Raw genomic sequence first — 24,915 nt, forward strand, 5'->3', positions numbered from 1 at the left:
ATATGCCTTATATGCCAGACGGCACACCAGTCGACATCATGTTGAACCCATTAGGTGTTCCATCACGTATGAACATTGGTCAGGTATTAGAGCTTCATTTAGGTATGGCAGCTCGTTCACTGGGTATTCATGTAGCGTCACCAGTATTTGATGGTGCTCGTGAGGAAGATGTTTGGGAAACAATTGAAGAAGCTGGAATGGCTCGTGACGCGAAGACTGTCCTTTATGATGGTCGTAACGGAGAACCATTTGATAACCGTGTATCAGTTGGAATCATGTATATGATTAAACTAGCTCACATGGTTGATGATAAACTTCATGCTCGTTCAACTGGACCATACTCACTAGTAACGCAACAGCCACTAGGCGGTAAAGCACAGTTTGGCGGACAGCGTTTCGGTGAAATGGAAGTTTGGGCACTTGAAGCTTACGGTGCAGCTTATACTCTTCAAGAAATTCTTACTGTTAAGTCCGATGACGTTGTGGGCCGTGTGAAAACATATGAAGCAATTGTTAAAGGTGAAAATGTTCCAGAACCAGGTGTTCCTGAATCATTCAAAGTATTAATTAAGGAACTTCAAAGTTTAGGATTAGATGTTAAAATCATGAACGCTGAAGATCGTGAAATTGAAATGCGTGATTTAGAAGATGATGATGATGTAAACCAAGCAGATTCATTGAACATCGAATTAGACACCAAAGACGCAGCTCCTCAAGGTGCTGGGCTTAAAACAAACGCGATTATAACTGAATAATTCATTGATTGAGCCAAAATCCTTTCCGCTTAGCCGGCAGCGGACCCTGATAATGAACAGGGCTGCTGCTGGCTTAAGCTGATTGTAGTACGAAACATCCGACGGGGTAAAAGCAACACCGCCTGGTGCATGTCCGTTTATATAAGTAAGTTGTTGAAAGAACCTGGAGATCAAAAGGGAGGTAGGCCCCTTGTTAGACGTTAATAATTTTGAGTATATGAAAATTGGTCTAGCATCACCGGACAAGATTCGTTCTTGGTCCCATGGTGAAGTTAAGAAGCCAGAAACCATTAACTATCGTACATTGAAACCTGAAAAAGATGGTCTGTTTTGTGAGAGAATATTTGGACCACAAAAAGATTGGGAATGTCATTGCGGAAAATACAAACGTGTACGCTATAAAGGCGTAGTTTGTGACCGTTGTGGTGTAGAAGTAACTCGTGCGAAGGTCCGTCGCGAACGTATGGGCCACATTGAACTAGCTGCTCCTGTATCACACATCTGGTATTTCAAAGGAATCCCAAGCCGGATGGGTCTCGTACTAGATATGTCTCCACGTGCTTTGGAAGAGATCATTTACTTTGCATCATACGTAGTCACTGAAACAGGCGATACTTCTTTAGAAAAGAAACAACTTCTTTCTGAAAAAGAATACCGCGCATACCGTGAAAAATACGGTAAGAAGTTCCAAGCTGCAATGGGTGCCGAAGCTATCAAAAAACTCTTACAAGATATTGATACTGAAAAAGAAGGCGAAGCCTTGAAGGAAGAGCTTAAGACAGCTCAAGGCCAACGTAGAACACGGGCAATTAAACGCCTAGAAGTTCTAGAAGCTTTCCGTAATTCTGGAAATGAACCTTCTTGGATGATCCTTGATGTTCTGCCAGTTATTCCTCCTGAACTTCGTCCGATGGTGCAATTAGATGGCGGACGTTTTGCAACATCTGATTTGAACGATCTTTACCGTCGTGTTATTAACCGGAACAATCGTTTAAAGAGACTATTAGACCTTGGAGCTCCTAGTATCATTGTTCAAAATGAAAAACGGATGCTGCAAGAAGCTGTAGATGCTCTAATCGATAACGGTCGCCGCGGCCGTCCAGTTACAGGACCAGGTAATCGTCCGCTTAAATCATTGTCACATATGTTAAAAGGTAAACAAGGACGTTTCCGTCAGAATCTTCTTGGTAAACGTGTAGATTACTCTGGCCGTTCTGTAATTGTTGTTGGACCAAACCTAAAAATGTATCAGTGTGGGTTACCGAAGGAAATGGCGATTGAATTATTTAAGCCGTTCGTAATGAAGGAGCTTGTTCAAAAAGGACTTGCACACAACATTAAATCGGCAAAACGTAAAATCGAACGTCTATCTCCAGAAATATGGGATGTACTTGAAGAAGTTATTAGAGAACACCCTGTATTGTTAAACCGTGCACCAACATTGCATAGACTTGGTATCCAAGCCTTTGAACCAACTTTAGTAGAAGGACGCGCAATTCGCCTTCATCCGTTAGTATGTACTGCATACAATGCGGATTTTGATGGTGACCAAATGGCCGTCCACGTTCCGTTATCATCTGAAGCTCAAGCTGAAGCACGTCTTTTAATGCTTGCTGCGCAAAACATCTTGAATCCTAAAGATGGTAAGCCAGTTGTTACCCCTTCACAGGATATGGTTTTAGGTAACTATTACCTAACCTTAGAAAGAGAAGGAGTAATAGGAGAAGGCATGATCTTTAAAGATACAAGCGAAGCTTTAATTGCGTACCAAAATGGATATGTACATCTTCATTCTCGTGTAGCAGTTGCAGCCTCTTCTATGAATAACGAAACATTTACTGACGAACAAAACAATCAGCTTTTGATTACGACAGTAGGAAAAATGATCTTCAATGAAATTTTACCTAAATCGTTCCCTTATATTAATGAACCTACAGCATATAACTTGGAAGTGAAAACGCCTGAGCATTATTTTGTTGAAAAAGGTGCAAATATACCTGAACTGATTAAGGCACAACCAATTGTTGATCCGTTCAAGAAGAAAATTCTTGGAAATATCATTGCTGAAGTCTTCAAACGTTTCAAAATAACAGAAACATCTAAAATGCTTGACCGTATGAAGAATCTTGGTTTCAGACACTCAACTAAAGCTGGTATTACCGTTGGTGTAGCAGATATTGTTGTATTAGGTGAGAAACAAGAAATTATTACTGAAGCACAGGTTAAAGTCGATAATGTTATGAAGCAGTTCAGACGTGGTCTTATCACTGAAGATGAACGTTATGATCGTGTCATTTCAATATGGAGTGCGGCAAAGGATACAATTCAGTCTAAACTAATGAATTCCCTTGATCGTCATAATCCAATCTTCATGATGAGTGACTCTGGTGCCCGTGGTAACGCATCTAACTTTACACAGTTAGCTGGTATGCGCGGACTGATGGCCAACCCGGCTGGACGTATCATTGAATTACCGATTAAATCAAGTTTCCGTGAAGGCTTAACGGTTCTAGAATACTTCATCTCAACACATGGTGCTCGTAAAGGTCTTGCGGATACAGCCTTGAAAACAGCTGACTCAGGTTACCTGACACGCCGTCTAGTTGATGTAGCGCAAGATGTTATCATTAGAGATGATGATTGTGGAACAGATAGAGGTCTCTTGATTTCTCCACTTAGAGAAGGTACTGAAATCATTGAAACTCTTGAAGAGCGTTTGATTGGCCGTTATGCACGTAAAGCGATTAGACATCCAGAGACAAATGAGCTGATTGTAGCTCAAAATGATCTAATTACTGAAGATCTTGCGAAATACATTCAAGATGCAGGAATTGAACAAGCATGGATTCGTTCTGCATTTACGTGTAATACAAGTCATGGTGTTTGTAAGAAATGTTACGGACGCAACTTGGCTACTGGTCAAGAAGTTGAAGTTGGCGAAGCTGTGGGAATCATTGCTGCCCAATCTATCGGTGAACCAGGTACTCAGTTAACAATGCGTACCTTCCATACTGGTGGTGTGGCCGGAGATGATATTACACAAGGTCTTCCTCGTATCCAAGAAATATTTGAAGCTCGTAATCCTAAAGGGCAAGCAATTATTTCTGAGATTGAAGGAACGGTTGTTTCGATTAACGAAATCCGTGATAAGCAACAAGAGATTGTTGTTCAAGGGGCTATCGAGTCACGTACGTATACGGCACCATATACAGCACGTCTTAAAGTGACTGTTGATACGCAAGTACGCCGTGGTGAAGAATTAACAGAAGGATCGATTGATCCGAAAGAACTATTAAAAGTAACCAATGTTCTTACTGTTCAAGAATACCTGCTTCATGAAGTTCAAAAGGTATATCGGATGCAGGGTGTTGAAATTGGTGATAAACATATCGAAGTTATGGTTAGACAAATGCTTCGTAAGGTACGTGTAAATGATGCAGGGGATACAGATGTTCTTCCGGGAACACTGCTTGACGTGAATCAATTTACTACTGCTAATACAAGCGCAGTTGTTGGCGGTAAAACACCAGCTACTGGTCGTCCAGTCTTGCTCGGTATTACAAAAGCATCACTTGAAACAGATTCATTCTTATCGGCTGCGTCGTTCCAAGAAACGACAAGAGTGCTCACAGATGCTGCAATTAAAGGTAAACGTGATGAATTGCTCGGCCTGAAGGAGAATGTAATTATTGGTAAGCTGATTCCGGCTGGTACAGGTATGCTTCGTTACAGAAAAGCAAACCCAGTTTTAGCAGATGGAACAGCTGAAGATACTGTTTCGGTAGACTAACAATACATGCTGGCTCGTAGATGCTAACCATTAAAACTGATACTAAGGGTGTTAATTCACACTTAGTATCAGTTGTTCAGCAGATACGAGTCAGCAATATTTTACTATTGGAAAACCACTTGCTAGATTTATTTCACAAAGTCGGTTGACAGTGTGAACATAAAGATGATATTATAGCAAAGGTGCTCCTATGATACCCTGTAACTTTGGAGGATATGAAATATGTCTTATGAAAAAGTATTACAGGCAAAGTCAGTTGTTATAGGAACAAAACAGACAGTGAGAGCTCTTAAAAACAATTTGATTGTTGAAGTGTTCATTGCTGAGGATGCTGATCCTTTTATAACATCCCGGGTAGCGATGACATCCCGCGAATTAAATGTTCCAATCACATATGTTGATTCGATGCGTTTGCTTGGAAAAGCATGCGGCATAGATGTCGGAGCAGCAACTGTTGCCATTAAAAAGTAAAACTGTTTTTGCAGAATAGACTGCAAGAACTTTGTTTTTACCCAATTATGAACCACCTGGATGTGTGGTTCTAGATGAAAAAATGAAGGGAGGAAAAAATAATGCCTACTATTAATCAATTAGTTCGTAACGGTCGTGTATCTAAGATCGTAAAGTCAGGATCTCCTGCACTTAATAAAGGCTTTAACAGCTTTAAAAAAGCTCAAACAAATGCAACATCACCGCAAAAACGTGGGGTATGTACTCGTGTTGGTACAATGACACCTAAAAAACCTAACTCCGCATTACGTAAATATGCGCGTGTTCGTTTAACAAATGGTATCGAAGTAACAGCATATATCCCAGGTATCGGTCACAACCTACAAGAACATAGTGTTGTACTTATCCGCGGAGGTCGTGTAAAAGATTTACCAGGAGTTCGTTACCACATCGTTCGTGGAGCGCTTGATACTGCTGGAGTACAAAATCGTATGCAAAGCCGTTCTAAATACGGTACTAAGCGTCCGAAAGCTGCAAAAAAATAATAATAAACTAGCAAGCTTACCGAAAGGAGGAAAAACACATGCCACGTAAAGGTCCCGTAACAAAAAGAGACGTATTACCAGATCCAATATATAATTCAAAACTTGTGACTCGTTTAATCAACAAAATGATGGTTGACGGACAAAGAGGTAAGTCACAAAAAATTCTTTACTCTGCATTTGAATTAATTCAAGAGCGCACTGGCAACAACCCAATCGAAGTGTTTGATCAAGCACTTAAAAACATCATGCCGGTATTAGAAGTTAAAGCACGCCGCGTAGGTGGAGCTAACTATCAAGTACCAATCGAGGTGCGTCCTGATAGACGTTCAACTCTAGGTCTTCGCTGGTTAGTTAACTATTCTCGTCTTCGTGGAGAAAAAACGATGGAAGAACGTTTAGCTAACGAAATCATGGATGCTGCTAATAACACTGGCGGTTCTGTGAAGAAACGCGAAGATACACACAAAATGGCTGAAGCTAACAAAGCATTCGCTCATTATCGTTGGTAGAATTCATACTATAAAAAGATACCTAAACCAGAAGGGAGAAAGACCAAATGGCAAGAAAGTTCTCCTTAGCAAATACTCGTAATATTGGTATCATGGCACATATTGATGCTGGTAAAACGACAACTACAGAGCGTGTACTTTATTACACCGGTAAGATTCACAAAATCGGTGAAACCCATGAAGGTGCATCTCAGATGGACTGGATGGAGCAAGAACAAGAACGTGGTATTACAATTACTTCTGCTGCAACTACAGCAGAATGGAAAGACCACCGCGTAAACATCATCGATACACCAGGTCACGTGGATTTCACTGTTGAAGTTGAACGTTCACTTCGTGTACTTGATGGTGCTGTAGCAGTTCTTGATGCTCAATCAGGCGTAGAACCGCAAACAGAAACTGTTTGGCGCCAAGCGACTACTTACGGGGTTCCTCGTGTAGTATTCGTAAACAAAATGGATAAAATCGGTGCTGATTTCCTTTATTCTGTAGGAACTATCCATGATCGTCTTCAGGCTAATGCTCATCCAATTCAACTTCCAATTGGTGCAGAAGATGATTTCTCTGCAATCATTGACCTTGTTGAAATGAACGCTGTCTTCTATGGTAATGACCTTGGAACTGATATTACAATTGGAGAAATTCCTGAAGAACATAAAGAACTAGCAGAAGAGTGGCGTGAAAAGTTACTTGAAGCTGTTGCTGAACTTGATGAAAACTTAATGGAGAAATTCCTTAACGGTGAAGAAATCACTAAAGCAGAATTAAAAGCTGCTATCCGTAAAGGTACTGTTAACGTTGAATTCTATCCAGTAATTTGTGGTTCTGCATTCAAAAACAAAGGTGTTCAATTAATGCTTGATGCAGTAGTGGACTACCTTCCATCACCACTGGATGTACCAGCTATCACTGGAACACTTCCAGACAGTGAGGAAACAGTTGAGCGTCATCCTGACGACAGCGAACCATTCGCAGCACTTGCGTTTAAAGTTATGACGGACCCTTATGTTGGTAAGCTAACATTCTTCCGTGTATACTCTGGAACATTGAACTCAGGTTCATATGTTAAAAACTCTACTAAAGGTAAGCGTGAGCGCGTAGGACGTATCCTGCAAATGCATGCTAACTCTCGTGAAGAGATTTCAGTAGTATACGCTGGCGATATTGCAGCTGCTGTTGGTCTTAAAGATACTACTACTGGTGACACTATCTGTGATGAAAAGGATCTAGTTATTCTTGAGTCTATGGTATTCCCAGAACCAGTTATCTCGCTTTCAATTGAACCAAAATCAAAAGCTGACCAAGATAAAATGACTACTGCACTACAAAAACTTCAAGAAGAAGATCCTACATTCCGTGCACATACTGACCAGGAAACTGGACAAGTTATCATTGCTGGTATGGGTGAACTTCACTTAGATATTCTTGTAGACCGTATGCGTCGTGAATTCAAGGTTGAAGCTAATGTTGGTGCACCACAAGTTGCATACCGTGAAACTTTCCGTGCTTCAGCTAAAGTTGAAGGTAAGTTTGTACGTCAATCAGGCGGACGCGGACAATTCGGACACGTTTGGATTGAATTTGGTCCAAACGAAGAAGGAAAAGGTTTCGAATTCGAAAATGCGGTTGTTGGTGGGGTTGTTCCACGTGAATACATTCCTGCTGTTCAAGCTGGTCTTGTTGACTCTCTTGATAGAGGTGTACTTGCTGGATATCCTTTAGTTGATATTAAAGCAAAACTTTATGATGGTTCTTACCATGATGTTGACTCCAACGAAATGGCATTTAAAATTGCTGCTTCAATGGCACTTAAAAATGCAGCATCAAAATGTAAGCCTGTCATTCTTGAGCCAATTATGAAAGTTGAAGTTGTTATTCCTGAAGAGTACATGGGCGACATTATGGGTGATATTACATCACGCCGTGGCCGTGTAGAAGGTATGGAAGCTCGTGGTAACACGCAAATGGTTAAATCCATGGTTCCATTATCTGAAATGTTCGGTTATGCAACATCACTTCGTTCTAATACTCAAGGCCGTGGAACATTCTCTATGCACTTTGATCATTATGAAGAAGTGCCGAAGAGTATTTCTGAAGAAATCATTAAAAAAAATAAAGGTGAATAATTGATTTTCATCTCTATTTAAAGTATAACTACTATTGAAAGCTGTGGAAGTTTCTGACTTTCACAGCATTTAAATACTTATAATCAATACAATTCTGAGGAGGAATATCCTAATGGGTAAAGCTAAATTTGATCGTTCAAAACCACACGTTAACGTTGGAACAATTGGTCACGTCGACCACGGTAAAACTACTTTAACAGCTGCTATCACAACTGTTCTTGCAAAATCAGGCGGAGCAGAAGCTCGCGCTTATGACCAAATCGATGGTGCACCAGAAGAAAGAGAACGTGGTATCACAATCTCTACTGCACACGTTGAGTACGAAACTGAAACTCGTCACTATGCACACGTTGACTGCCCAGGCCATGCCGATTACGTTAAAAACATGATCACTGGTGCTGCACAAATGGATGGCGGAATCTTAGTTGTTTCTGCTGCTGATGGCCCAATGCCGCAAACTCGTGAGCATATCCTTCTTTCTAAACAAGTTGGTGTTCCGTTCTTAGTAGTATTCATGAACAAATGCGACATGGTTGATGACGAAGAACTTCTTGAATTAGTAGAAATGGAAATTCGTGACCTTCTTTCTGAATACGATTTCCCTGGCGATGACATTCCAGTTATCAAAGGTTCTGCTCTTAAAGCTCTTGAAGGAGACGCTGTTTGGGAAGAAAAAATTCATGAATTAATGACTGCTGTTGATGAATATATCCCAAATCCAACGCGTGACACTGACAAGCCTTTCATGATGCCTGTTGAGGATGTATTCTCAATCACTGGCCGTGGAACAGTTGCTACTGGCCGTGTAGAACGTGGAGTAGTTAAAGTCGGAGATGTTATCGACATCATCGGTCTTAACGAAGAGCCAAAACCTACTACAGTAACTGGTGTTGAAATGTTCCGTAAACTTCTTGATTATGCTGAAGCTGGCGACAACATCGGCGCACTACTTCGTGGTGTAGCTCGTGAAGATATCCAACGTGGACAAGTACTTGCTAAACCAGGTACAATCACTCCACACAGCAAATTCAAAGCTGAAGTATATGTATTATCAAAAGAAGAAGGTGGACGTCACACTCCATTCTTCACAAACTACCGTCCACAGTTCTACTTCCGTACAACTGATGTAACTGGTATTTGTAATCTTCCTGAAGGCGTAGAAATGGTTATGCCTGGTGATAACATCGAAATGTCTGTAGAGCTAATCGCTCCAATCGCTATCGAAGAAGGTACTAAGTTCTCTATCCGTGAGGGTGGACGTACTGTTGGTGCTGGAGTAGTAGCTTCTATTACTGAATAATTGATCTTGAACTAAATATGGAAGGGACGCCTTCCGAAAGAAAGCAGCTGGGACGCCGGCTGCTTTTTTTTATGAAGATTTATCGATAAAAAATTAGACATTTGTATTTAATGATGTATAATAACAATCTAGTTGATTTTATTAATGAGTCGTTTATAAGTCGGCTTCCTTCTATAGTATATTCACAAGCTGGCAGAAGGATGTATTAGGAACGAATACAGATATTCGACGCATATTTGACACAGTTGGAAATTACCAACCATTAAATTTATTATCCTCTTGAAAATAACTAACCATGTATGTATAATAGTAAAAGTGTGCTACATAATGTTTATAAGTTATTACTTGCTTATTCATTATGTTTTATGTATAATAGACAATGTTGGTCTTTGACTGCGATGATATGGAAGGTTGCTGACACACCCGGCCGCTTTGCCATGGCGAGTGTGTGGGAAATTTCCATTGAGAGAGTCTATTTTAAAAATAGGCGAAAAGGAGGGAAAATTATGGCAAAACAAAAGATTCGTATCCGTTTAAAAGCATATGATCACAGAATCCTTGATCAATCTGCTGAGAAAATTGTAGAAACTGCAAAACGTTCTGGTGCGGCTGTATCTGGTCCGATTCCATTACCAACTGAAAGATCTGTATATACAGTTCTTCGTGCAGTTCATAAATACAAAGATTCTCGTGAACAATTTGAGATGCGTACACACAAGCGTCTAATCGATATCGTTAACCCAACACCACAAACTGTTGATTCGTTAATGCGTCTAGACTTACCGTCTGGTGTGGACATTGAAATTAAACTTTAAGAATAGATTGCAAGGAAAAATTATAGGAGGTGTGACTAATGACCAAAGGAATCTTAGGAAGAAAAATCGGTATGACGCAAATTTTTGCTGAAAACGGTGAGCTAATCCCAGTAACAGTTGTCCAAGCTGCTGATAACGTAGTTTTACAAAAGAAAACTGTTGAAAACGACGGATACGAAGCAATCCAAATCGGTTTCGAAAACAAACGCGAAAAACTTTCAAACAAACCTGCTAAAGGCCATGTTGAAAAAGCTAATACCGCACCTAAGCGCTTCATTCGCGAATTCCGCGAAACGAATCTCGATGCTTACGAGATCGGTCAAGAAGTCAAAGTTGATATTTTCGCTGAAGGCGATGTAGTTGATGTAACAGGAATTTCGAAGGGTAAAGGTTTCCAAGGCTCAATCAAACGCCACGGACAATCTCGCGGACCAATGAGTCACGGTTCACGTTACCATCGTCGTCCAGGTTCTATGGGACCTGTAGCTCCTAACCGTGTTTTCAAAGGTAAAAAATTACCTGGCCGCATGGGTGGAAAACAAATCACTGTTCAAAACTTAACTATCGTTAAGGTTGACGTTGAGCGTAACATTCTACTAATCAAAGGTAATGTACCTGGCTCGAAAAAAGCTATGATTAAAGTAGTAAGTGGCGTAAAAGCTAAGTAATTTTTTAAGAAAGGAGGAGCATTAAATGCCTAAAGTTACTATGTTCAGCCAAGCTGGATCAGAAGTTGGAGCAATCGAACTTAATGATTCTATCTTTGGTATCGAACCAAATAACCATGTATTATTCGAAGCAATTATCATGCAAAGAGCATCTTTGCGTCAAGGAACACATAAAGTTAAAAATCGTTCTGAAGTTGCAGGCGGTGGTCGTAAGCCTTGGAAACAAAAAGGAACTGGACGTGCGCGTCAAGGTTCAATCCGTTCTCCACAATGGCGTGGCGGTGGGGTTGTATTCGGTCCTACTCCAAGATCATATGCTTACAAATTGCCTAAAAAAGTACGTCGTTTAGCTATCAAATCTGCATTATCTGCTAAAGTATTAGAAGAAAATGTATTGGTGCTGGATAACCTTGCTTTTGAAGCTCCAAAAACAAAAGAATTTGCAGCTGTTTTAGCTGGTCTTTCTATTGATACTAAAGCGTTGATCGTTACTGACGGTTTAGATGAGAAAGTTGCCCTATCTGCTCGTAATATCCCTGGTATTACTGTAGTGGAAGCTACTGGTCTTAATGTTCTTGATGTTGTATCACACAACAAATTGATCATGACTAAGTCAGCTGTCGAAAAAGTAGAGGAGGTGCTTGCATAATGGATGCACGCGATATCATTAAGCGCCCCGTAATTACTGAAGCTTCTTCAGACCTTATGGCTGAAAAAAAATATACGTTTGAGGTTGATGTTCGGGCTAACAAAACTCAAGTTAAAGACGCTGTTCAAGAAATTTTCAGTGTTAAAGTTGAGAAAGTTAACATCATGAACTACAAAGGTAAATTCAAACGTATGGGTAAACACGCAGGATATACGAACAAGCGCCGTAAAGCGATTGTAAAATTATCTGCAGATAGCAAAGAAATCGAATTATTCGAAGCTTAATCTAATAGAGAAGGAGGGAAATACACATGGGAATCAAGAAGTATAAACCTACCTCTAACGGACGACGCGGCATGACAGTTTCTGACTTTGCTGAGATTACAACTAGCACACCAGAGAAATCATTGCTTGCTCCTTTACACAGAAAAGGCGGCCGTAACAACCAAGGTAAGTTAACCGTTCGTCATCATGGTGGTGGACACAAACGTCAATACCGTATCATCGATTTCAAACGGAATAAAGATGGTATACCAGGACGCGTTGCCACGATCGAGTACGATCCCAACCGTTCAGCAAACATTGCATTAATCAATTACATGGATGGAGAGAAATTGTATATCCTTGCTCCTAAAAACCTACAAGTAGGCATGGAGATTATGTCAGGTACAGAAGCTGACATTAAAGTAGGAAACGCTCTTCCATTATCAAATATCCCAGTGGGTACAGTTATTCACAATATCGAATTAAAACCAGGCAAAGGTGGACAATTAGTCCGTTCTGCTGGTACATCTGCACAGGTTCTTGGTAAAGAAGGCCGTTACGTGCTTGTACGTTTAAATTCAAGTGAGGTTCGTATGATTCTTGCTACTTGCCGTGCTACAATCGGTCAAGTTGGTAATGAACAGCATGAACTTATCAATATTGGTAAAGCTGGACGTAACCGTTGGTTAGGAAAACGCCCAACAGTTCGTGGATCAGTAATGAATCCGAACGATCACCCGCATGGTGGTGGTGAAGGTAAATCTCCTATCGGACGTAAATCACCAATGTCTCCTTGGGGTAAACCAACACTTGGTTATAAAACTCGTAAGAAGAAAAACAAATCCGATAAATTTATCGTGCGTCGTCGTAAAAAATAACGCGGTTGAACTACGGTTCAAGATTCGGACCGTAGAACAATCACGAAGGGAGGTACCCACATGGGTCGCAGCTTAAAAAAAGGACCATTCGCTGATGAACATTTAATCGTTAAAGTTGAAAAATTAAATGAAGCTGACAAAAAGCAGGTTGTTAAAACTTGGTCTCGTCGGTCAACAATCTTCCCGCAATTCATCGGACATACTATCGCAGTATATGATGGTCGCAAACATGTACCAGTTTATGTTACTGAAGATATGGTCGGTCACAAACTTGGTGAATTCGCACCTACACGTACTTATAAAGGTCACGCAAGTGACGATAAGAAAACAAGACGTTAATGAGAGGAGGGCATCTCATGGAAGCAAAAGCTGTTGCTAGAACAGTACGTATTGCTCCTCGTAAAGTCGGTTTAGTCGCAGATTTAATTCGAGGAAAAAAAATTGGTGAAGCACTTGCAATTCTTCGTTTAACACCGAAAGCTGCATCTCCAGTCGTAGAAAAAGTTCTTAAGTCTGCTATTGCAAATGCGGAGCATAACTACGAAATGGATATTAACAACCTGTTTATTTCAGAGGCTTACGTTAACGAAGGACCAACCTTAAAACGTTTCCGTCCTCGTGCGATGGGTCGTGCTAGTGCAATTAACAAACGTACTAGTCATATTACAATCGTAGTATCAGAAAAGAAGGAGGGATAATCTGTGGGTCAAAAGATAAATCCAATCGGATTGCGAGTAGGCATTATTCGTGATTGGGAGTCTAAATGGTACGCTGATAAAGACTACGCCGTTCTTTTACATGAAGATCTTAAGATTCGTAAATACATTGCAAAACGTTTAAGCGAAGCTTCAGTATCTAAAGTAGAAATCGAACGTGCAGCCAATCGTGTGAATGTTTCCGTTCATACTGCTAAACCAGGTATGGTAATTGGTAAAGGCGGTACGGAAGTCGAAGCACTTCGTAAAGCATTGAATCAACTTACAGGTAAACGAGTTCACATTAACATTATCGAAATTAAGAGAGCAGATCTTGATGCGAAATTAGTCGCAGAAAATATCGCTAAACAATTAGAAAATCGTGTTTCTTTCCGTCGTGCACAGAAACAAGCTATCCAACGCACAATGCGTTCTGGCGCTCAAGGAATTAAAACAATGGTTTCTGGTCGTCTAGGCGGAGCAGATATCGCTCGTTCTGAACATTATAGTGAAGGTACAGTTCCTCTTCACACACTTCGCGCTGACATTGATTATGCGCATGCTGAAGCAGATACTACTTATGGTAAGCTTGGCGTGAAAGTATGGATCTACCGTGGAGAAGTTCTTCCTACTAAGAAGAAATCCGAGGAAGGAGGAAAATAATATGTTATTGCCTAAACGCGTTAAGTATCGTCGTGAACACCGTGGTAAAATGCGTGGTAATGCAAAAGGCGGAACAGAAGTTCATTTCGGTGAATTTGGTTTAAAAGCTACTGAAGCTTCTTGGATCACTAACCGTCAAATTGAAGCTGCCCGTGTTGCAATGACTCGTTACATGAAACGTGGTGGTAAAGTTTGGATTAAGATTTTCCCAAGCAAGCCGTTCACTGCTAAACCACTTGAAGTGCGGATGGGTTCTGGTAAAGGTGCTCCTGAAGGATGGGTAGCAGTTGTAAAACCAGGCAAAGTTATGTTTGAAATCGCTGGTGTACCTGAAGAGGTGGCTCGTGAAGCATTACGTCTTGCCGCACACAAACTTCCTATCAAATGTAAGTTTGTAAAACGTGAAGAAATTGGTGGTGAATCCAATGAAAGCTGATGAAATTAAAGATCTAACCACGGCTGAAATTGAACAAAAAGTAAAATCTCTTAAAGAAGAATTATTTAATCTTCGTTTCCAGTTAGCTACTGGACAACTTGAAAATACAGCTCGTATCCGTGAAGTACGCAAATCGATCGCTCGTATGAAGACAGTTGTTCGTGAAAGAGAGATCGGCGTCAACAATCGATAATGAGGGGAGGTTTGCATAATGAGCGAACGCAACCAACGTAAGATATACACTGGCCGTGTTATTTCCGACAAAATGGATAAAACGGTAACAGTAGTAGTTGAAACGTACAAAACGCATTCTCTATACGGGAAACGCGTAAAGTATTCAAAGAAATTTAAAGCTCATGACGAACAAAACGAAGCTAAAATTGGTGATGTTGTCCGTATTATGGAGACTCGTCCACTTTCAGCAACAAAACGTTTCCGTCTAGTAGATATCGTAGAAAAAGCAGTAATTATTTAATCAGTGTTCGGATTAAGTTAATTCCGAAGGGAGGTTTCGTACATGATTCAACAAGAATCACGTTTAAAAGTAGCTGATAACTCTGGAGCTCGTGAGGTTCTAACAATTAAAGTCCTTGGTGGTTCCGGCCGTAAATATGCTAACATCGGTGATGTTATCGTATGTACAGTAAAACAAGCAACACCAGGTGGCGTTGTTAAAAAAGGTGAAGTAGTTAAAGCTGTAGTTGTTCGTACAAAACGCGGTGTACGTCGTCCTGACGGTACTTACATTCGTTTCGACGAAAATGCTTGTGTAATTATCCGTGACGATAAGAGCCCGCGTGGAACTCGTATTTTTGGACCTGTTGCTCGTGAATTACGTGACAGCAGTTTCATGAAGATCGTTTCACTTGCTCCAGAAGTATTATAAAGATAAATCCCTTAAAAGGCCTTTCAAGGAGGTGCGAAGCTAATGCATGTTAAAAAAGGTGATAAAGTCGTAGTCATCTCTGGTAAAGACAAGGGCAAACAAGGTGTTATTCTTGAGGCATATCCTAAGAAGGATCGTGTGCTTGTTGAAGGAATTAACATCGTGAAGAAGCATTCTAAGCCGTCACAAATTAATCCACAAGGTGGAATTATTAGTCGCGAAGCTGCTATTCACGTATCAAATGTTATGCCACTTGATCCTAAATCAGGAACACCTACTCGTGTTGGTTACAAGGTGGAAGACGGCAAGAAAGTACGCGTAGCTATTAAATCAGGTGAAATTCTAGATAAATAAGTTTATAAAGAAGGGAGGTACACTAAGCAATGAGCCGCCTAAAGGAAAAATTCCAAAGTGAAATCACTCCTGCTCTAATGAGCAAATTTAGTTATAAATCAGTAATGCAAGTACCACAAGTAGATAAAATTGTATTAAACATGGGTGTTGGTGACGCAGTTTCAAACTCAAAAGCATTAGATAATGCTGTTGAAGAACTTGCACTAATCACTGGACAAAAACCTGTTATTACAAAAGCTAAAAAATCAATCGCTGGTTTCCGTCTGCGTGAAGGTATGCCAATCGGTGCGAAAATTACATTACGCGGTGAGCGTATGTATGATTTCCTTGATAAGTTAGTAACTGTATCTTTACCTCGTGTACGTGACTTCCGTGGGGTTTCTAAGAAATCTTTCGATGGTCGTGGTAACTACACATTAGGAATTAAAGAACAACTTATCTTCCCTGAGATTGACTACGATAAAGTAAGCAAAGTTCGTGGAATGGATATCGTTATCGTAACTACTGCTAATACAGACGAAGAAGCTCGTGAACTACTTACTCAAATCGGAATGCCGTTCCAAAAGTAATCATCTCTAAATAAAGGGAGGCGAAAACGTGGCTAAAAAGTCTATGATCGTCAAGCAAAAACGTACACAGAAATTCCAAGTACAAGAGTACTCACGCTGCGAACGCTGCGGACGTCCACACTCTGTATATCGTAAATTTAAGCTTTGCCGTATTTGTTTCCGTGAACTTGCACATAAAGGACAAATTCCAGGCGTTAAGAAAGCTAGCTGGTAAAACCCGAGTTTGGGAAGGAGGTAAAATATAATGGTCATGACAGATCCTATTGCAGATTTGCTTACTCGCATCCGTAATGCGAACATGGTTCGTCACGAAAAACTGGAGGTTCCTGCTTCAAAGATCAAGCGTGAAATCGCTGAAATCTTAAAGCGTGAAGGCTTCGTGCGTGACGTTGAGTTTATCGAGGACAACAAACAAGGTATCATCCGTATTTTCTTGAAGTACGGTGCTAATAACGAACGTGTTATCACTGGTCTGAAACGTATCAGCAAACCTGGTTTGCGTGTATATGCTAAGACTGGCGAGGTACCACGTGTCCTTAACGGACTAGGTATAGCAATTGTTTCTACTTCTAACGGAGTTTTCACAGATAAAGAAGCTCGCGCTAAACAAGTTGGCGGAGAAGTACTAGCATACGTTTGGTAATACATTTTCACAGGAATGGAGGTGCACTAGATGTCACGTATAGGTAAACAACCTATTGAGATCCCTGCAGGCGTAACTGTTACTATTGCTGGTAGCGATGTAACAGTAAAAGGCCCTAAAGGGGAATTAACTAGAACTTTCAACTCAGATATCACTATTGCTTTGGAAGATAACATTCTTACAGTAACTCGTCCTTCAGACGCGAAGAACCACCGTGCTTTACACGGTACAACACGCGCACTACTTTCTAACATGGTCGAGGGTGTATCTGCAGGTTTTGAAAAATCACTTGAACTTATCGGGGTTGGGTACCGTGCACAAAAGCAAGGTACTAAGCTTGTCCTTAACGTAGGATATTCTCACCCAGTTGAAATAGAACCAGAAGCAGGAATTGAAGTTGAAGTTCCTTCTAATACAAAAATCATCATTAAAGGTGCGAGCAAAGAACGCGTTGGAGCTCTTGCAGCAAACGTTCGTGACGTTCGTCCGCCTGAACCGTATAAAGGTAAAGGTATTCGTTACACTGGCGAAGTTGTTCGTCGTAAAGAAGGTAAAACAGGTAAATAATGTTGCATAAGTAAACGAAAGGAGTGACGTAAATGATTACGAAGCTTGATAAAAATGCTACTCGTCAGAAAAGACATGCGCGTGTACGTGCGAAACTTTCTGGATCGGAAGCTCGTCCTCGTTTAAATGTGTTCCGTTCAAACAAACACATTTACGCACAATTAATTGACGATGCAAACGGCGTAACATTGGCAAGTGCTTCAACTCTTGATAAAGAGATCTCAATTGAAGCTACTGGCAATGCTGAAGCAGCTCAAAAGGTTGGCGAACTTATTGCAAAACGTGCTGTTGAAAAAGGTATCAAAGCTGTGGTATTTGACCGCGGTGGTTACCTCTTCCATGGCCGTGTTAAAGCATTAGCTGACGCTGCTCGTGAAAACGGCTTAGAATTTTAAGGATAAGGAGGGACAAAACAGATGCTTCGTATTGATCCTAATAAATTAGAACTTGAAGAACGTGTAGTTACAATCAATCGTGTAGCTAAAGTTGTAAAAGGCGGACGTCGTTTCCGTTTCACTGCACTTGTAGTTGTTGGTGATAAGAACGGACACGTCGGATTTGGTACTGGTAAAGCTCAAGAAGTTCCAGATGCTATCCGTAAAGCTATCGAAGATGCTAAGAAAAACCTAATTACCGTACCAATGGTAGGAACTACAATTCCTCACGTTGTTAATGGTCGTTTTGGTGCAGGACATATCCTATTGAAACCTGCTTCTGAAGGTACTGGAGTTATCGCTGGAGGTCCAGTTCGTGCGGTACTTGAACTTGGCGGAGTAGCAGATATCCTTTCTAAATCACTTGGTACTAACACTCCAATTAACATGGTTCGTGCTACTATCCAAGGTTTAGAGCAATTAAAACGTGCTGAAGATGTAGCTAAGCTACGTGGTATGTCAGTACAAGAATTGTTAGGAACTGGAGGAAAGTCTAATGGCTAATAAATTAGAAATTACTCTTACTCGCAGTCTAATTGGTCGTCCTGAAGACCAACGTGTTACAGTAAACACCCTGGGTTTACGCAAAATGCATCAAACAGTTGTTCATAATGATACGCCTGCAATGCGTGGTATGATCAATAAAGTTGCTCATCTTGTTACTGTAAAAGAACAATAAAATTAATTTTTTCTTATAACAAGGAGGTGCCAACATATGAAACTTCATGAGTTGAAAGCTGCAGAAGGTTCTCGTAAAGAACGTAAACGTAAAGGACGCGGTATCGGTTCTGGTACTGGTAAAACTGCCGGTAAAGGCCATAAAGGACAAAATGCTCGTTCTGGCGGTGGTGTTCGTCTTGGATTTGAAGGTGGTCAAACACCATTATTCAGACGTCTACCGAAACGTGGATTCTCTAACGTAAACCGTAAAGATTACGCGATCGTTAACCTTGACCTGCTGAACCGCTTTGAAGATGGTACAGTAATCACTCCAGCTCTATTGATTGAGACTGGAATTGTCAAAAATGAAAAATCGGGAATTAAAATTCTCGCCAAAGGTACTGTAGAGAAAAAGCTTACAATCCAAGCTCACAAATTCTCTGCTACTGCTAAGGAAGCTATCGAAGCTGCCGGCGGTACAACTGAGGTGATTTAATGTTTCGCTCGATCTCCAACTTTATGCGCGTGGCTGACATAAGAAACAAAATTCTTTTCACACTGATTATGCTAATCGTCTATCGCATCGGTACGTTTATTCCTGTACCGAATGTGAATGCCGATGTGCTGGCAGCGCAGGATCAGCTAAGCGTCTATGGTATCTTGAATACCTTCGGCGGTGGTGCACTGAAGAACTTCTCAATCTTAGCGATGGGTATCATGCCGTATATTACTGCATCCATTATCATTCAGTTGTTACAGATGGACGTTGTTCCTAAGTTCACTGAGTGGTCTAAACAAGGAGAATCAGGGCGACGTAAATTAGCACAGTTTACACGTTATGCTACTATAATCCTAGGATTTATCCAAGCTTTGGGTATGTCTTATGGATTTAATAGTATGTCTAGTGGACAACTGATCAGTAATCCTGGAATTGGAACCTATTTGTTAATTGCCACTGTTCTTACAGCAGGTACAGCTTTTCTCCTGTGGTTAGGGGAGCTGATTACCTCTAAAGGCGTTGGTAACGGTATATCCATCATCATTTTCGCAGGGATTGTAGCAAGTTTACCGACAACGGTAAACCAAATCTATGCTCAGCAATTTGAAGATGTTGGAGATCAATTATTCATTAAGATCGCTACAATGGTCCTTCTGGTAATTGCGGTCCTAGCCGTTGTTGTGGCTGTTATCTTTATACAGCAAGCATTACGCAAAATTCCAATTCAATACGCTAAGCGTGCTGCAGTTGGCCGTACGCAATCTGGCGGACAATCTACACATTTACCGTTAAAAGTGAATGCTGCAGGCGTTATACCAGTCATCTTTGCGACAGCATTTATCATTACTCCAAGAACGATTGCTTCGTTCTTTGGAACAAATAGCGTTACCACTTGGATTCAAAACACATTTGATTATACTCAGCCTATTGGGATGATTGTCTATGTGGCCCTAATTATCGCCTTCTCCTATTTTTATGCCTTTATACAGGTTAATCCTGAACAAATGGCTGAGAATCTGAAGAAACAAGGCGGTTATGTACCGGGGATTCGTCCTGGTAAGAGCACACAGGATTATGTAACATCTGTGTTGTATCGCTTGACGTTTGTTGGATCTATCTTCCTGGCTGCGATTGCAATATTACCGGTATTCTTTATAAATATCGCTAATCTGCCTCAATCTGCTCAAATCGGTGGAACAAGCCTTCTAATTATAGTTGGTGTTGCTCTTGATACGATGAAACAGCTTGAATCACAGTTAGTAAAACGGCATTATAAAGGTTTCATAAAGTAATGAGAATTTGGGGACATTTGTGTTCCCAAAATCACATTATGGAGTTTGAGGGGGAAAGAGAAACGTGAATTTAGTCTTAATGGGTCTTCCAGGTGCTGGTAAAGGTACCCAAGCCGAGAGAATCGTAGAAAATTATCATATCCCTCATATCTCTACAGGAGATATGTTCCGGGCAGCTATCAAAGAAGGTACGGAACTTGGTTTAAAAGCAAAGTCATTCATGGATAAAGGTGAACTTGTTCCCGATGAGGTAACAATTGGCATTGTTCGTGAACGATTAGGCAAAAGCGATTGCGAAAAAGGTTTCTTGCTTGACGGTTTCCCTCGTACAGTGGCTCAGGCGGCTGCACTAGAGGATATTACAGCAGAACTTAATCGTCAAATCGATTTTGTAATTAATATCGACGTTGATAAGGATATTCTTATGGAAAGATTGACTGGACGCCGGATCTGTAAAGCTTGCGGCTCTACCTATCATCTGGTGTTTAACCCACCAGCAAAAGAGGATACTTGTGATCGCTGCGGCGGTGACCTTTACCAACGAGCTGACGATAATGCTGAAACGGTTCAAAATCGCTTAGATGTGAACCTTAAGCAAACACAACCGCTTCTTGATTTTTATGAAGAAAAAGGCTATGTGCGTAACATTAACGGCCAGCAAGATATTAATAAAGTATTTGAAGACATCGATGTGCTCCTTGGTGCTGTACGTTAAGGATCGTTTGTAAAACCCCGCTGAACTCTGTATTATGCGTTCAACTACTGAATTATACTGCTTTGCAGAAAGGTTTATAGTGAAACATAATGCATTCCCTTCAGTTAAAGGGTATAATGGATTTCGCGGCAGTATTTGCCCATCTGTTAACAATGAACTCGTGCATGGCATTCCAGGTTACGAGTTGGGCAAGAAGCCGGTATCAGAAATGATATCGTTACTTGCTATCAATGTGACTCAGCTTGGTCATACCCTGTCGGCAAAATTGATGATGAAACGCAGCGACTCTTACAGGTTACCGAAGAGTCATTATATAGAGGGTTGGAAGAAGCAATAAATATGCGTCTTTCAAACATCTCCCATGCTATACAAACCTATGTCGAGGCTGAACGCTTCTCTGTTGTAAGAGAGTATGTCGGTCACGGAATCGGTCAAGACTTACATGAGGACCTACAAATTCCTCATTTCGGTCCACCTGATAAAGGTCCTCGGTAAAAGCCTGGCATGGTGCTCGCTGTTGATTTATGAATAGTGCTAGCAGAATGTTCTAGACTTTGGAGGATTATTGGACTGTCGTAACGGCTGACGGAAAGATGTGTACCCATTTTGAGCATACAGTTGCAATCACAGAAACAGGGTTTTAATCCTAAAGAAGCTATAAGCAGAAGTGATTGTGTTGAATGCTTCCGATATGAGTTCACGCATAGAGAAGGGAGAATCAATTTAATGGCGAAAGACGATGTAATTGAAGTTGAAGGCACGGTCACTGAGACTTTGCCAAATGCAATGTTTAAGGTAGAATTAGAAAATGGTCATACTGTTTTAGCTCATGTATCCGGTAAAATTCGTATGCACTTTATTCGCATTTTGCCTGGAGATAAAGTTACGGTTGAGCTTTCCCCGTATGATCTAACTCGCGGCAGAATCACATACCGATTTAAATAATCGGGTACGCTCCGATCTGTATAAGGAGGTTAGATAGCAATGAAAGTCAGACCATCTGTTAAGCCCATCTGCGAAAAATGTAAAGTTATCCGCAGAAAAGGTAAAGTTATGGTTATTTGCGAAAACCCTAAACATAAACAAAAACAAGGCTAATAGAAGGAGGTGCACTCACCAATGGCACGTATTTCTGGTGTAGATATTCCCCGTGACAAACGTATTGTTATTTCTTTAACATACATTTTCGGTATTGGTAAACAAACTGCTATCAAGATTCTTGATCAAGCTGGTGTTTCCCAGGAAACTCGCGTTCGCGATTTGACTGAAGATGAATTAAATAAAATCCGTGAAATCATCGATTCACTTAAAGTAGAAGGCGATCTTCGTCGTGAAGTTTCCCTTAACATCAAACGTCTAATGGAAATCGGCAGCTATCGCGGTCTTCGTCACCGTCGTGGTCTTCCTGTTCGTGGACAAAATACTAAAAATAATGCTCGTACGCGTAAAGGACCTCGTCGTACAGTAGCTAACAAGAAAAAATAATCAGTAAAGGAGGTTACTTTTCATGGCTCGTAAAACTAATACACGTAAACGTCGTGTGAAAAAGAATATAGAAACTGGTATCGCTCATATTCGTTCTACTTTCAATAATACTATCGTTACAATTACTGATGCTCATGGTAATGCCATTTCTTGGTCAAGTGCTGGTGCTTTAGGTTTCCGTGGTTCACGTAAATCTACACCTTTCGCTGCACAAATGGCTGCTGAAACTGCTGCTAAGACATCAATTGAACATGGTATGAAAACACTTGAAGTTACTGTTAAAGGACCTGGTGCAGGACGTGAAGCTGCTATTCGTGCTCTTCAAGCTGCTGGTTTAGAAGTAACTGCAATTAAAGACGTAACTCCAGTTCCACATAACGGATGCCGTCCGCCAAAACGTCGCCGTGTTTAATTAATATTTCTGTATAGATTTTGTATAATTGTCTATAATGGGATATATTAGTACGTTTGCGTTCTTACAGAATGATTATTTCAGTTGTTGCGTACAAGCGGGAACGTAGACATGGGGAATTTCGGTTTTAGTGAGATCCTTCACGGACCGGGGTTTCGACGTTTTGAAGGAGGGTTTATTGAATGATCGAAATAGAAAAACCAAAAATCGAAACGGTTGAAATCAGCGATGACGCCAAGTATGGCAAGTTCGTCGTAGAGCCACTAGAGCGTGGATATGGTACTACATTAGGAAACTCCTTACGTCGTATTCTTTTATCCTCACTCCCAGGTGCTGCTGTCACATCTATACAAATTGATGGAGTGCTGCATGAGTTCTCAACAATTGAAGGTGTCGTAGAAGATGTAACTTCTATCATTCTGAATGTGAAAAAGCTTGCTCTTAAGATTTACTCCGATGAAGAAAAGACGCTTGAAATCGATGTACAAGAAGATGGTGTTGTTACTGCAGCCGACATTACTCATGACAGTGATGTAGAAATCCTTAATCCGGATCTTCACATTGCAACTCTTGGGAAAAACGGCCATATGCGTATGCGTTTAATGGCACGTCGCGGACGCGGATACACTCCAGCAGAGCAAAACAAACGTGAAGATCAACCAATCGGTGTGATTCCAATTGATGCTCTATATACTCCTGTATCTCGTGTTTCATATCAAGTTGAAAATACTCGTGTTGGTCAGCTTTCAAACTTTGACAAACTAACGTTTGATGTTTGGACTGATGGCAGTAATGGCCCTCAAGAAGCTGTAGCACTTGGAGCTAAGATTTTAACTGAGCATTTAAATATTTTTGTTGGTCTAACTGACGAAGCTCAAAATGCCGAAATCATGGTAGAAAAAGAAGAAGACCAAAAAGAAAAAGTCTTGGAAATGACTATTGAAGAGCTTGATCTTTCTGTCCGTTCTTATAACTGCCTAAAACGTGCTGGAATCAATACTGTTCAAGAGCTTGCTCATAAAACAGAAGAAGATATGATGAAAGTACGTAATTTGGGACGCAAATCACTTGAAGAAGTGAAAGCGAAACTTGATGAATTAGGCTTAGGACTCCGTAAGGATGACTGATGACTAGTCAGCACATGCTGAACTAGCTCTTCTATTGCGAGTCAAAAGACTTAGAATATATAACTTCGACAGAAGGAGGGAATCTCTAAAATGGGTTACAGAAAGTTAGGACGCACTAGCGCACAACGTAAAGCTTTACTTCGTGATTTAGCTACGGACCTTATTATCCATGAGCGTATCGAAACTACAGAAGCTAAAGCTAAAGAATTACGCTCTGTAGTAGAAAAAATGATCACTCTTGGTAAACGCGGTGACTTGCACGCTCGTCGTCAAGTTGCTTCATATATCCGTCCAACAGCTGCTGATGCTGAAAAGAGCCAAAACGCTATCCAAAAATTATTCGCTGACATCGCTCCTCGTTATGAAGAACGTCAAGGCGGATACACTCGTATTATGAAAGTCGGTCCACGCCGCGGAGACGCAGCACCAATCGTGGTTATCGAATTAGTTTAATAACACCGATCAAGAGGGCGTGGACAGTTGAACAATGACTTGTTCTACGCCCTTTTTGAATATATTTTTTCAAAGGAAAATCTTGCATACAAGAATACGCATTGAGTGTTACGATGGCTGGTTACCCGGTTCGATCAGGGAACCTTCTCGTCTAGCTCAAGTACCCCTTCCCGCTTATTATAAGCGTTTATAAAAGACATCCGTTTATCGAAATGGAGATTAGAAATGCTGCTCTTAATTTACCGAATTCTTTCGGTGGAAGGGGTGCAGCGTTTTT

36 protein-coding genes and 1 pseudogene are annotated in these 24,915 nt (G+C 40.8%); all 37 read left to right on the forward strand.

Annotated features, from left to right (window positions below):
• Window positions 1–755: DNA-directed RNA polymerase subunit beta (locus WYK_RS01000; protein ID WP_040372526.1), on the forward strand; the 755-nt coding region annotated here is incomplete at its 5' end.
• A gap of 190 nt (window positions 756–945) precedes the next feature.
• A complete protein-coding gene (rpoC, locus tag WYK_RS01005) occupies window positions 946–4,545 on the forward strand; it encodes a DNA-directed RNA polymerase subunit beta' (RefSeq protein WP_040372528.1) in 3,600 nt (1,199 codons plus the stop codon).
• Window positions 4,546–4,767: 222 nt separating this feature from the next.
• Window positions 4,768–5,016 carry a 50S ribosomal protein L7ae-like protein gene (locus tag WYK_RS01010; protein ID WP_040372530.1) on the forward strand — a complete coding sequence of 83 codons (249 nt, stop codon included), beginning with the start codon at window positions 4,768–4,770 and terminating at the stop codon, window positions 5,014–5,016.
• A gap of 101 nt (window positions 5,017–5,117) precedes the next feature.
• On the forward strand, window positions 5,118–5,540 hold the full coding sequence (gene rpsL / locus WYK_RS01015; RefSeq protein WP_040372532.1) for a 30S ribosomal protein S12: 423 nt from the start codon (window positions 5,118–5,120) through the stop codon (window positions 5,538–5,540).
• Between the two features lie 38 nt (window positions 5,541–5,578).
• Complete coding sequence (gene rpsG / locus WYK_RS01020; RefSeq protein WP_040372534.1) at window positions 5,579–6,049, forward strand: 30S ribosomal protein S7; 471 nt, start codon at window positions 5,579–5,581, stop codon at window positions 6,047–6,049.
• 47 nt (window positions 6,050–6,096) lie between these two features.
• Window positions 6,097–8,175 (forward strand): elongation factor G, encoded by a 2,079-nt coding sequence (gene fusA / locus WYK_RS01025; RefSeq protein ID WP_040372536.1) that lies wholly within the window; start codon window positions 6,097–6,099, stop codon window positions 8,173–8,175.
• 112 nt (window positions 8,176–8,287) lie between these two features.
• On the forward strand, window positions 8,288–9,475 hold the full coding sequence (tuf, locus tag WYK_RS01030; protein WP_040372538.1) for an elongation factor Tu: 1,188 nt from the start codon (window positions 8,288–8,290) through the stop codon (window positions 9,473–9,475).
• A gap of 506 nt (window positions 9,476–9,981) precedes the next feature.
• Window positions 9,982–10,290, forward strand: coding sequence for a 30S ribosomal protein S10 (gene rpsJ / locus WYK_RS01035; RefSeq protein ID WP_040372540.1), 309 nt, complete (start codon window positions 9,982–9,984; stop codon window positions 10,288–10,290).
• A gap of 38 nt (window positions 10,291–10,328) precedes the next feature.
• Entirely contained in the window at window positions 10,329–10,958 is a 630-nt protein-coding gene (rplC, locus tag WYK_RS01040; protein ID WP_040372542.1) for a 50S ribosomal protein L3, read from the forward strand.
• A gap of 25 nt (window positions 10,959–10,983) precedes the next feature.
• Entirely contained in the window at window positions 10,984–11,607 is a 624-nt protein-coding gene (rplD, locus tag WYK_RS01045) for a 50S ribosomal protein L4 (protein ID WP_040372544.1), read from the forward strand.
• On the forward strand, window positions 11,607–11,891 hold the full coding sequence (rplW, locus tag WYK_RS01050; protein ID WP_040372546.1) for a 50S ribosomal protein L23: 285 nt from the start codon (window positions 11,607–11,609) through the stop codon (window positions 11,889–11,891). The genes rplD and rplW overlap by 1 nt, the downstream gene beginning before the upstream one ends.
• A gap of 26 nt (window positions 11,892–11,917) precedes the next feature.
• Window positions 11,918–12,748, forward strand: coding sequence for a 50S ribosomal protein L2 (gene rplB / locus WYK_RS01055; protein WP_040372548.1), 831 nt, complete (start codon window positions 11,918–11,920; stop codon window positions 12,746–12,748).
• Between the two features lie 60 nt (window positions 12,749–12,808).
• Window positions 12,809–13,087, forward strand: a complete 279-nt coding sequence (rpsS, locus tag WYK_RS01060) for a 30S ribosomal protein S19 (RefSeq protein WP_040372550.1) — start codon at window positions 12,809–12,811, stop codon at window positions 13,085–13,087.
• A 17-nt stretch (window positions 13,088–13,104) separates the two neighbouring features.
• Window positions 13,105–13,446 (forward strand): 50S ribosomal protein L22, encoded by a 342-nt coding sequence (gene rplV / locus WYK_RS01065; RefSeq protein ID WP_040372552.1) that lies wholly within the window; start codon window positions 13,105–13,107, stop codon window positions 13,444–13,446.
• Between the two features lie 3 nt (window positions 13,447–13,449).
• Complete coding sequence (rpsC, locus tag WYK_RS01070; RefSeq protein WP_040372555.1) at window positions 13,450–14,106, forward strand: 30S ribosomal protein S3; 657 nt, start codon at window positions 13,450–13,452, stop codon at window positions 14,104–14,106.
• Window position 14,107: 1 nt separating this feature from the next.
• Entirely contained in the window at window positions 14,108–14,542 is a 435-nt protein-coding gene (rplP, locus tag WYK_RS01075) for a 50S ribosomal protein L16 (protein WP_040372557.1), read from the forward strand.
• Window positions 14,532–14,735, forward strand: a complete 204-nt coding sequence (rpmC, locus tag WYK_RS01080; RefSeq protein WP_040372558.1) for a 50S ribosomal protein L29 — start codon at window positions 14,532–14,534, stop codon at window positions 14,733–14,735. Before rplP ends, rpmC begins: the two co-directional genes overlap by 11 nt.
• An 18-nt stretch (window positions 14,736–14,753) precedes the next feature.
• Window positions 14,754–15,017 (forward strand): 30S ribosomal protein S17, encoded by a 264-nt coding sequence (gene rpsQ / locus WYK_RS01085; protein WP_040372559.1) that lies wholly within the window; start codon window positions 14,754–14,756, stop codon window positions 15,015–15,017.
• Window positions 15,018–15,059: 42 nt separating this feature from the next.
• Window positions 15,060–15,428, forward strand: a complete 369-nt coding sequence (gene rplN / locus WYK_RS01090) for a 50S ribosomal protein L14 (protein WP_040372560.1) — start codon at window positions 15,060–15,062, stop codon at window positions 15,426–15,428.
• 42 nt (window positions 15,429–15,470) lie between these two features.
• Window positions 15,471–15,782, forward strand: coding sequence for a 50S ribosomal protein L24 (gene rplX / locus WYK_RS01095; protein WP_040372561.1), 312 nt, complete (start codon window positions 15,471–15,473; stop codon window positions 15,780–15,782).
• A 29-nt stretch (window positions 15,783–15,811) separates the two neighbouring features.
• Window positions 15,812–16,351 (forward strand): 50S ribosomal protein L5, encoded by a 540-nt coding sequence (gene rplE / locus WYK_RS01100; RefSeq protein ID WP_040372562.1) that lies wholly within the window; start codon window positions 15,812–15,814, stop codon window positions 16,349–16,351.
• A 28-nt stretch (window positions 16,352–16,379) separates the two neighbouring features.
• Window positions 16,380–16,565, forward strand: coding sequence for a type Z 30S ribosomal protein S14 (locus tag WYK_RS01105; RefSeq protein ID WP_040372563.1), 186 nt, complete (start codon window positions 16,380–16,382; stop codon window positions 16,563–16,565).
• A gap of 30 nt (window positions 16,566–16,595) precedes the next feature.
• Complete coding sequence (rpsH, locus tag WYK_RS01110; RefSeq protein ID WP_040372564.1) at window positions 16,596–16,994, forward strand: 30S ribosomal protein S8; 399 nt, start codon at window positions 16,596–16,598, stop codon at window positions 16,992–16,994.
• 30 nt (window positions 16,995–17,024) lie between these two features.
• On the forward strand, window positions 17,025–17,561 hold the full coding sequence (gene rplF / locus WYK_RS01115; RefSeq protein ID WP_040372565.1) for a 50S ribosomal protein L6: 537 nt from the start codon (window positions 17,025–17,027) through the stop codon (window positions 17,559–17,561).
• Between the two features lie 32 nt (window positions 17,562–17,593).
• Entirely contained in the window at window positions 17,594–17,956 is a 363-nt protein-coding gene (rplR, locus tag WYK_RS01120; protein ID WP_040372566.1) for a 50S ribosomal protein L18, read from the forward strand.
• A 21-nt stretch (window positions 17,957–17,977) separates the two neighbouring features.
• Window positions 17,978–18,499, forward strand: coding sequence for a 30S ribosomal protein S5 (rpsE, locus tag WYK_RS01125; RefSeq protein WP_040372567.1), 522 nt, complete (start codon window positions 17,978–17,980; stop codon window positions 18,497–18,499).
• A complete protein-coding gene (gene rpmD / locus WYK_RS01130; RefSeq protein WP_040372568.1) occupies window positions 18,492–18,674 on the forward strand; it encodes a 50S ribosomal protein L30 in 183 nt (60 codons plus the stop codon). The genes rpsE and rpmD overlap by 8 nt, the downstream gene beginning before the upstream one ends.
• Window positions 18,675–18,710: 36 nt before the next feature.
• A complete protein-coding gene (gene rplO / locus WYK_RS01135; RefSeq protein ID WP_040372569.1) occupies window positions 18,711–19,151 on the forward strand; it encodes a 50S ribosomal protein L15 in 441 nt (146 codons plus the stop codon).
• On the forward strand, window positions 19,151–20,446 hold the full coding sequence (secY, locus tag WYK_RS01140; protein WP_040372570.1) for a preprotein translocase subunit SecY: 1,296 nt from the start codon (window positions 19,151–19,153) through the stop codon (window positions 20,444–20,446). Before rplO ends, secY begins: the two co-directional genes overlap by 1 nt.
• 64 nt (window positions 20,447–20,510) lie before the next feature.
• Window positions 20,511–21,161 (forward strand): adenylate kinase, encoded by a 651-nt coding sequence (locus WYK_RS01145; protein ID WP_040372571.1) that lies wholly within the window; start codon window positions 20,511–20,513, stop codon window positions 21,159–21,161.
• Window positions 21,162–21,201: 40 nt separating this feature from the next.
• A pseudogene (gene map / locus WYK_RS01150) lies at window positions 21,202–21,805 on the forward strand (type I methionyl aminopeptidase); the annotation flags it as partial.
• 82 nt (window positions 21,806–21,887) lie between these two features.
• The gene (gene infA, locus WYK_RS01155) at window positions 21,888–22,106 is read left to right on the forward strand and encodes a translation initiation factor IF-1 (protein WP_040372572.1); all 219 of its coding nucleotides are present in this window, start codon (window positions 21,888–21,890) and stop codon (window positions 22,104–22,106) included.
• A gap of 39 nt (window positions 22,107–22,145) precedes the next feature.
• Window positions 22,146–22,259, forward strand: coding sequence for a 50S ribosomal protein L36 (gene rpmJ / locus WYK_RS01160; protein WP_003156543.1), 114 nt, complete (start codon window positions 22,146–22,148; stop codon window positions 22,257–22,259).
• A gap of 21 nt (window positions 22,260–22,280) precedes the next feature.
• On the forward strand, window positions 22,281–22,646 hold the full coding sequence (gene rpsM, locus WYK_RS01165; protein WP_040372574.1) for a 30S ribosomal protein S13: 366 nt from the start codon (window positions 22,281–22,283) through the stop codon (window positions 22,644–22,646).
• Window positions 22,647–22,668: 22 nt separating this feature from the next.
• Complete coding sequence (rpsK, locus tag WYK_RS01170; RefSeq protein WP_040372575.1) at window positions 22,669–23,058, forward strand: 30S ribosomal protein S11; 390 nt, start codon at window positions 22,669–22,671, stop codon at window positions 23,056–23,058.
• Between the two features lie 182 nt (window positions 23,059–23,240).
• Window positions 23,241–24,185 carry a DNA-directed RNA polymerase subunit alpha gene (locus WYK_RS01175; RefSeq protein WP_040372576.1) on the forward strand — a complete coding sequence of 315 codons (945 nt, stop codon included), beginning with the start codon at window positions 23,241–23,243 and terminating at the stop codon, window positions 24,183–24,185.
• Between the two features lie 90 nt (window positions 24,186–24,275).
• Window positions 24,276–24,638 (forward strand): 50S ribosomal protein L17, encoded by a 363-nt coding sequence (gene rplQ, locus WYK_RS01180; RefSeq protein ID WP_040372577.1) that lies wholly within the window; start codon window positions 24,276–24,278, stop codon window positions 24,636–24,638.
• Window positions 24,639–24,915 lie beyond the last annotated feature (277 nt).

This window comes from Peribacillus psychrosaccharolyticus ATCC 23296 (genome assembly GCF_000305495.1).
In the GTDB taxonomy this organism is placed as follows: Bacteria; Bacillota; Bacilli; order Bacillales; family DSM-1321; genus Peribacillus; species Peribacillus psychrosaccharolyticus.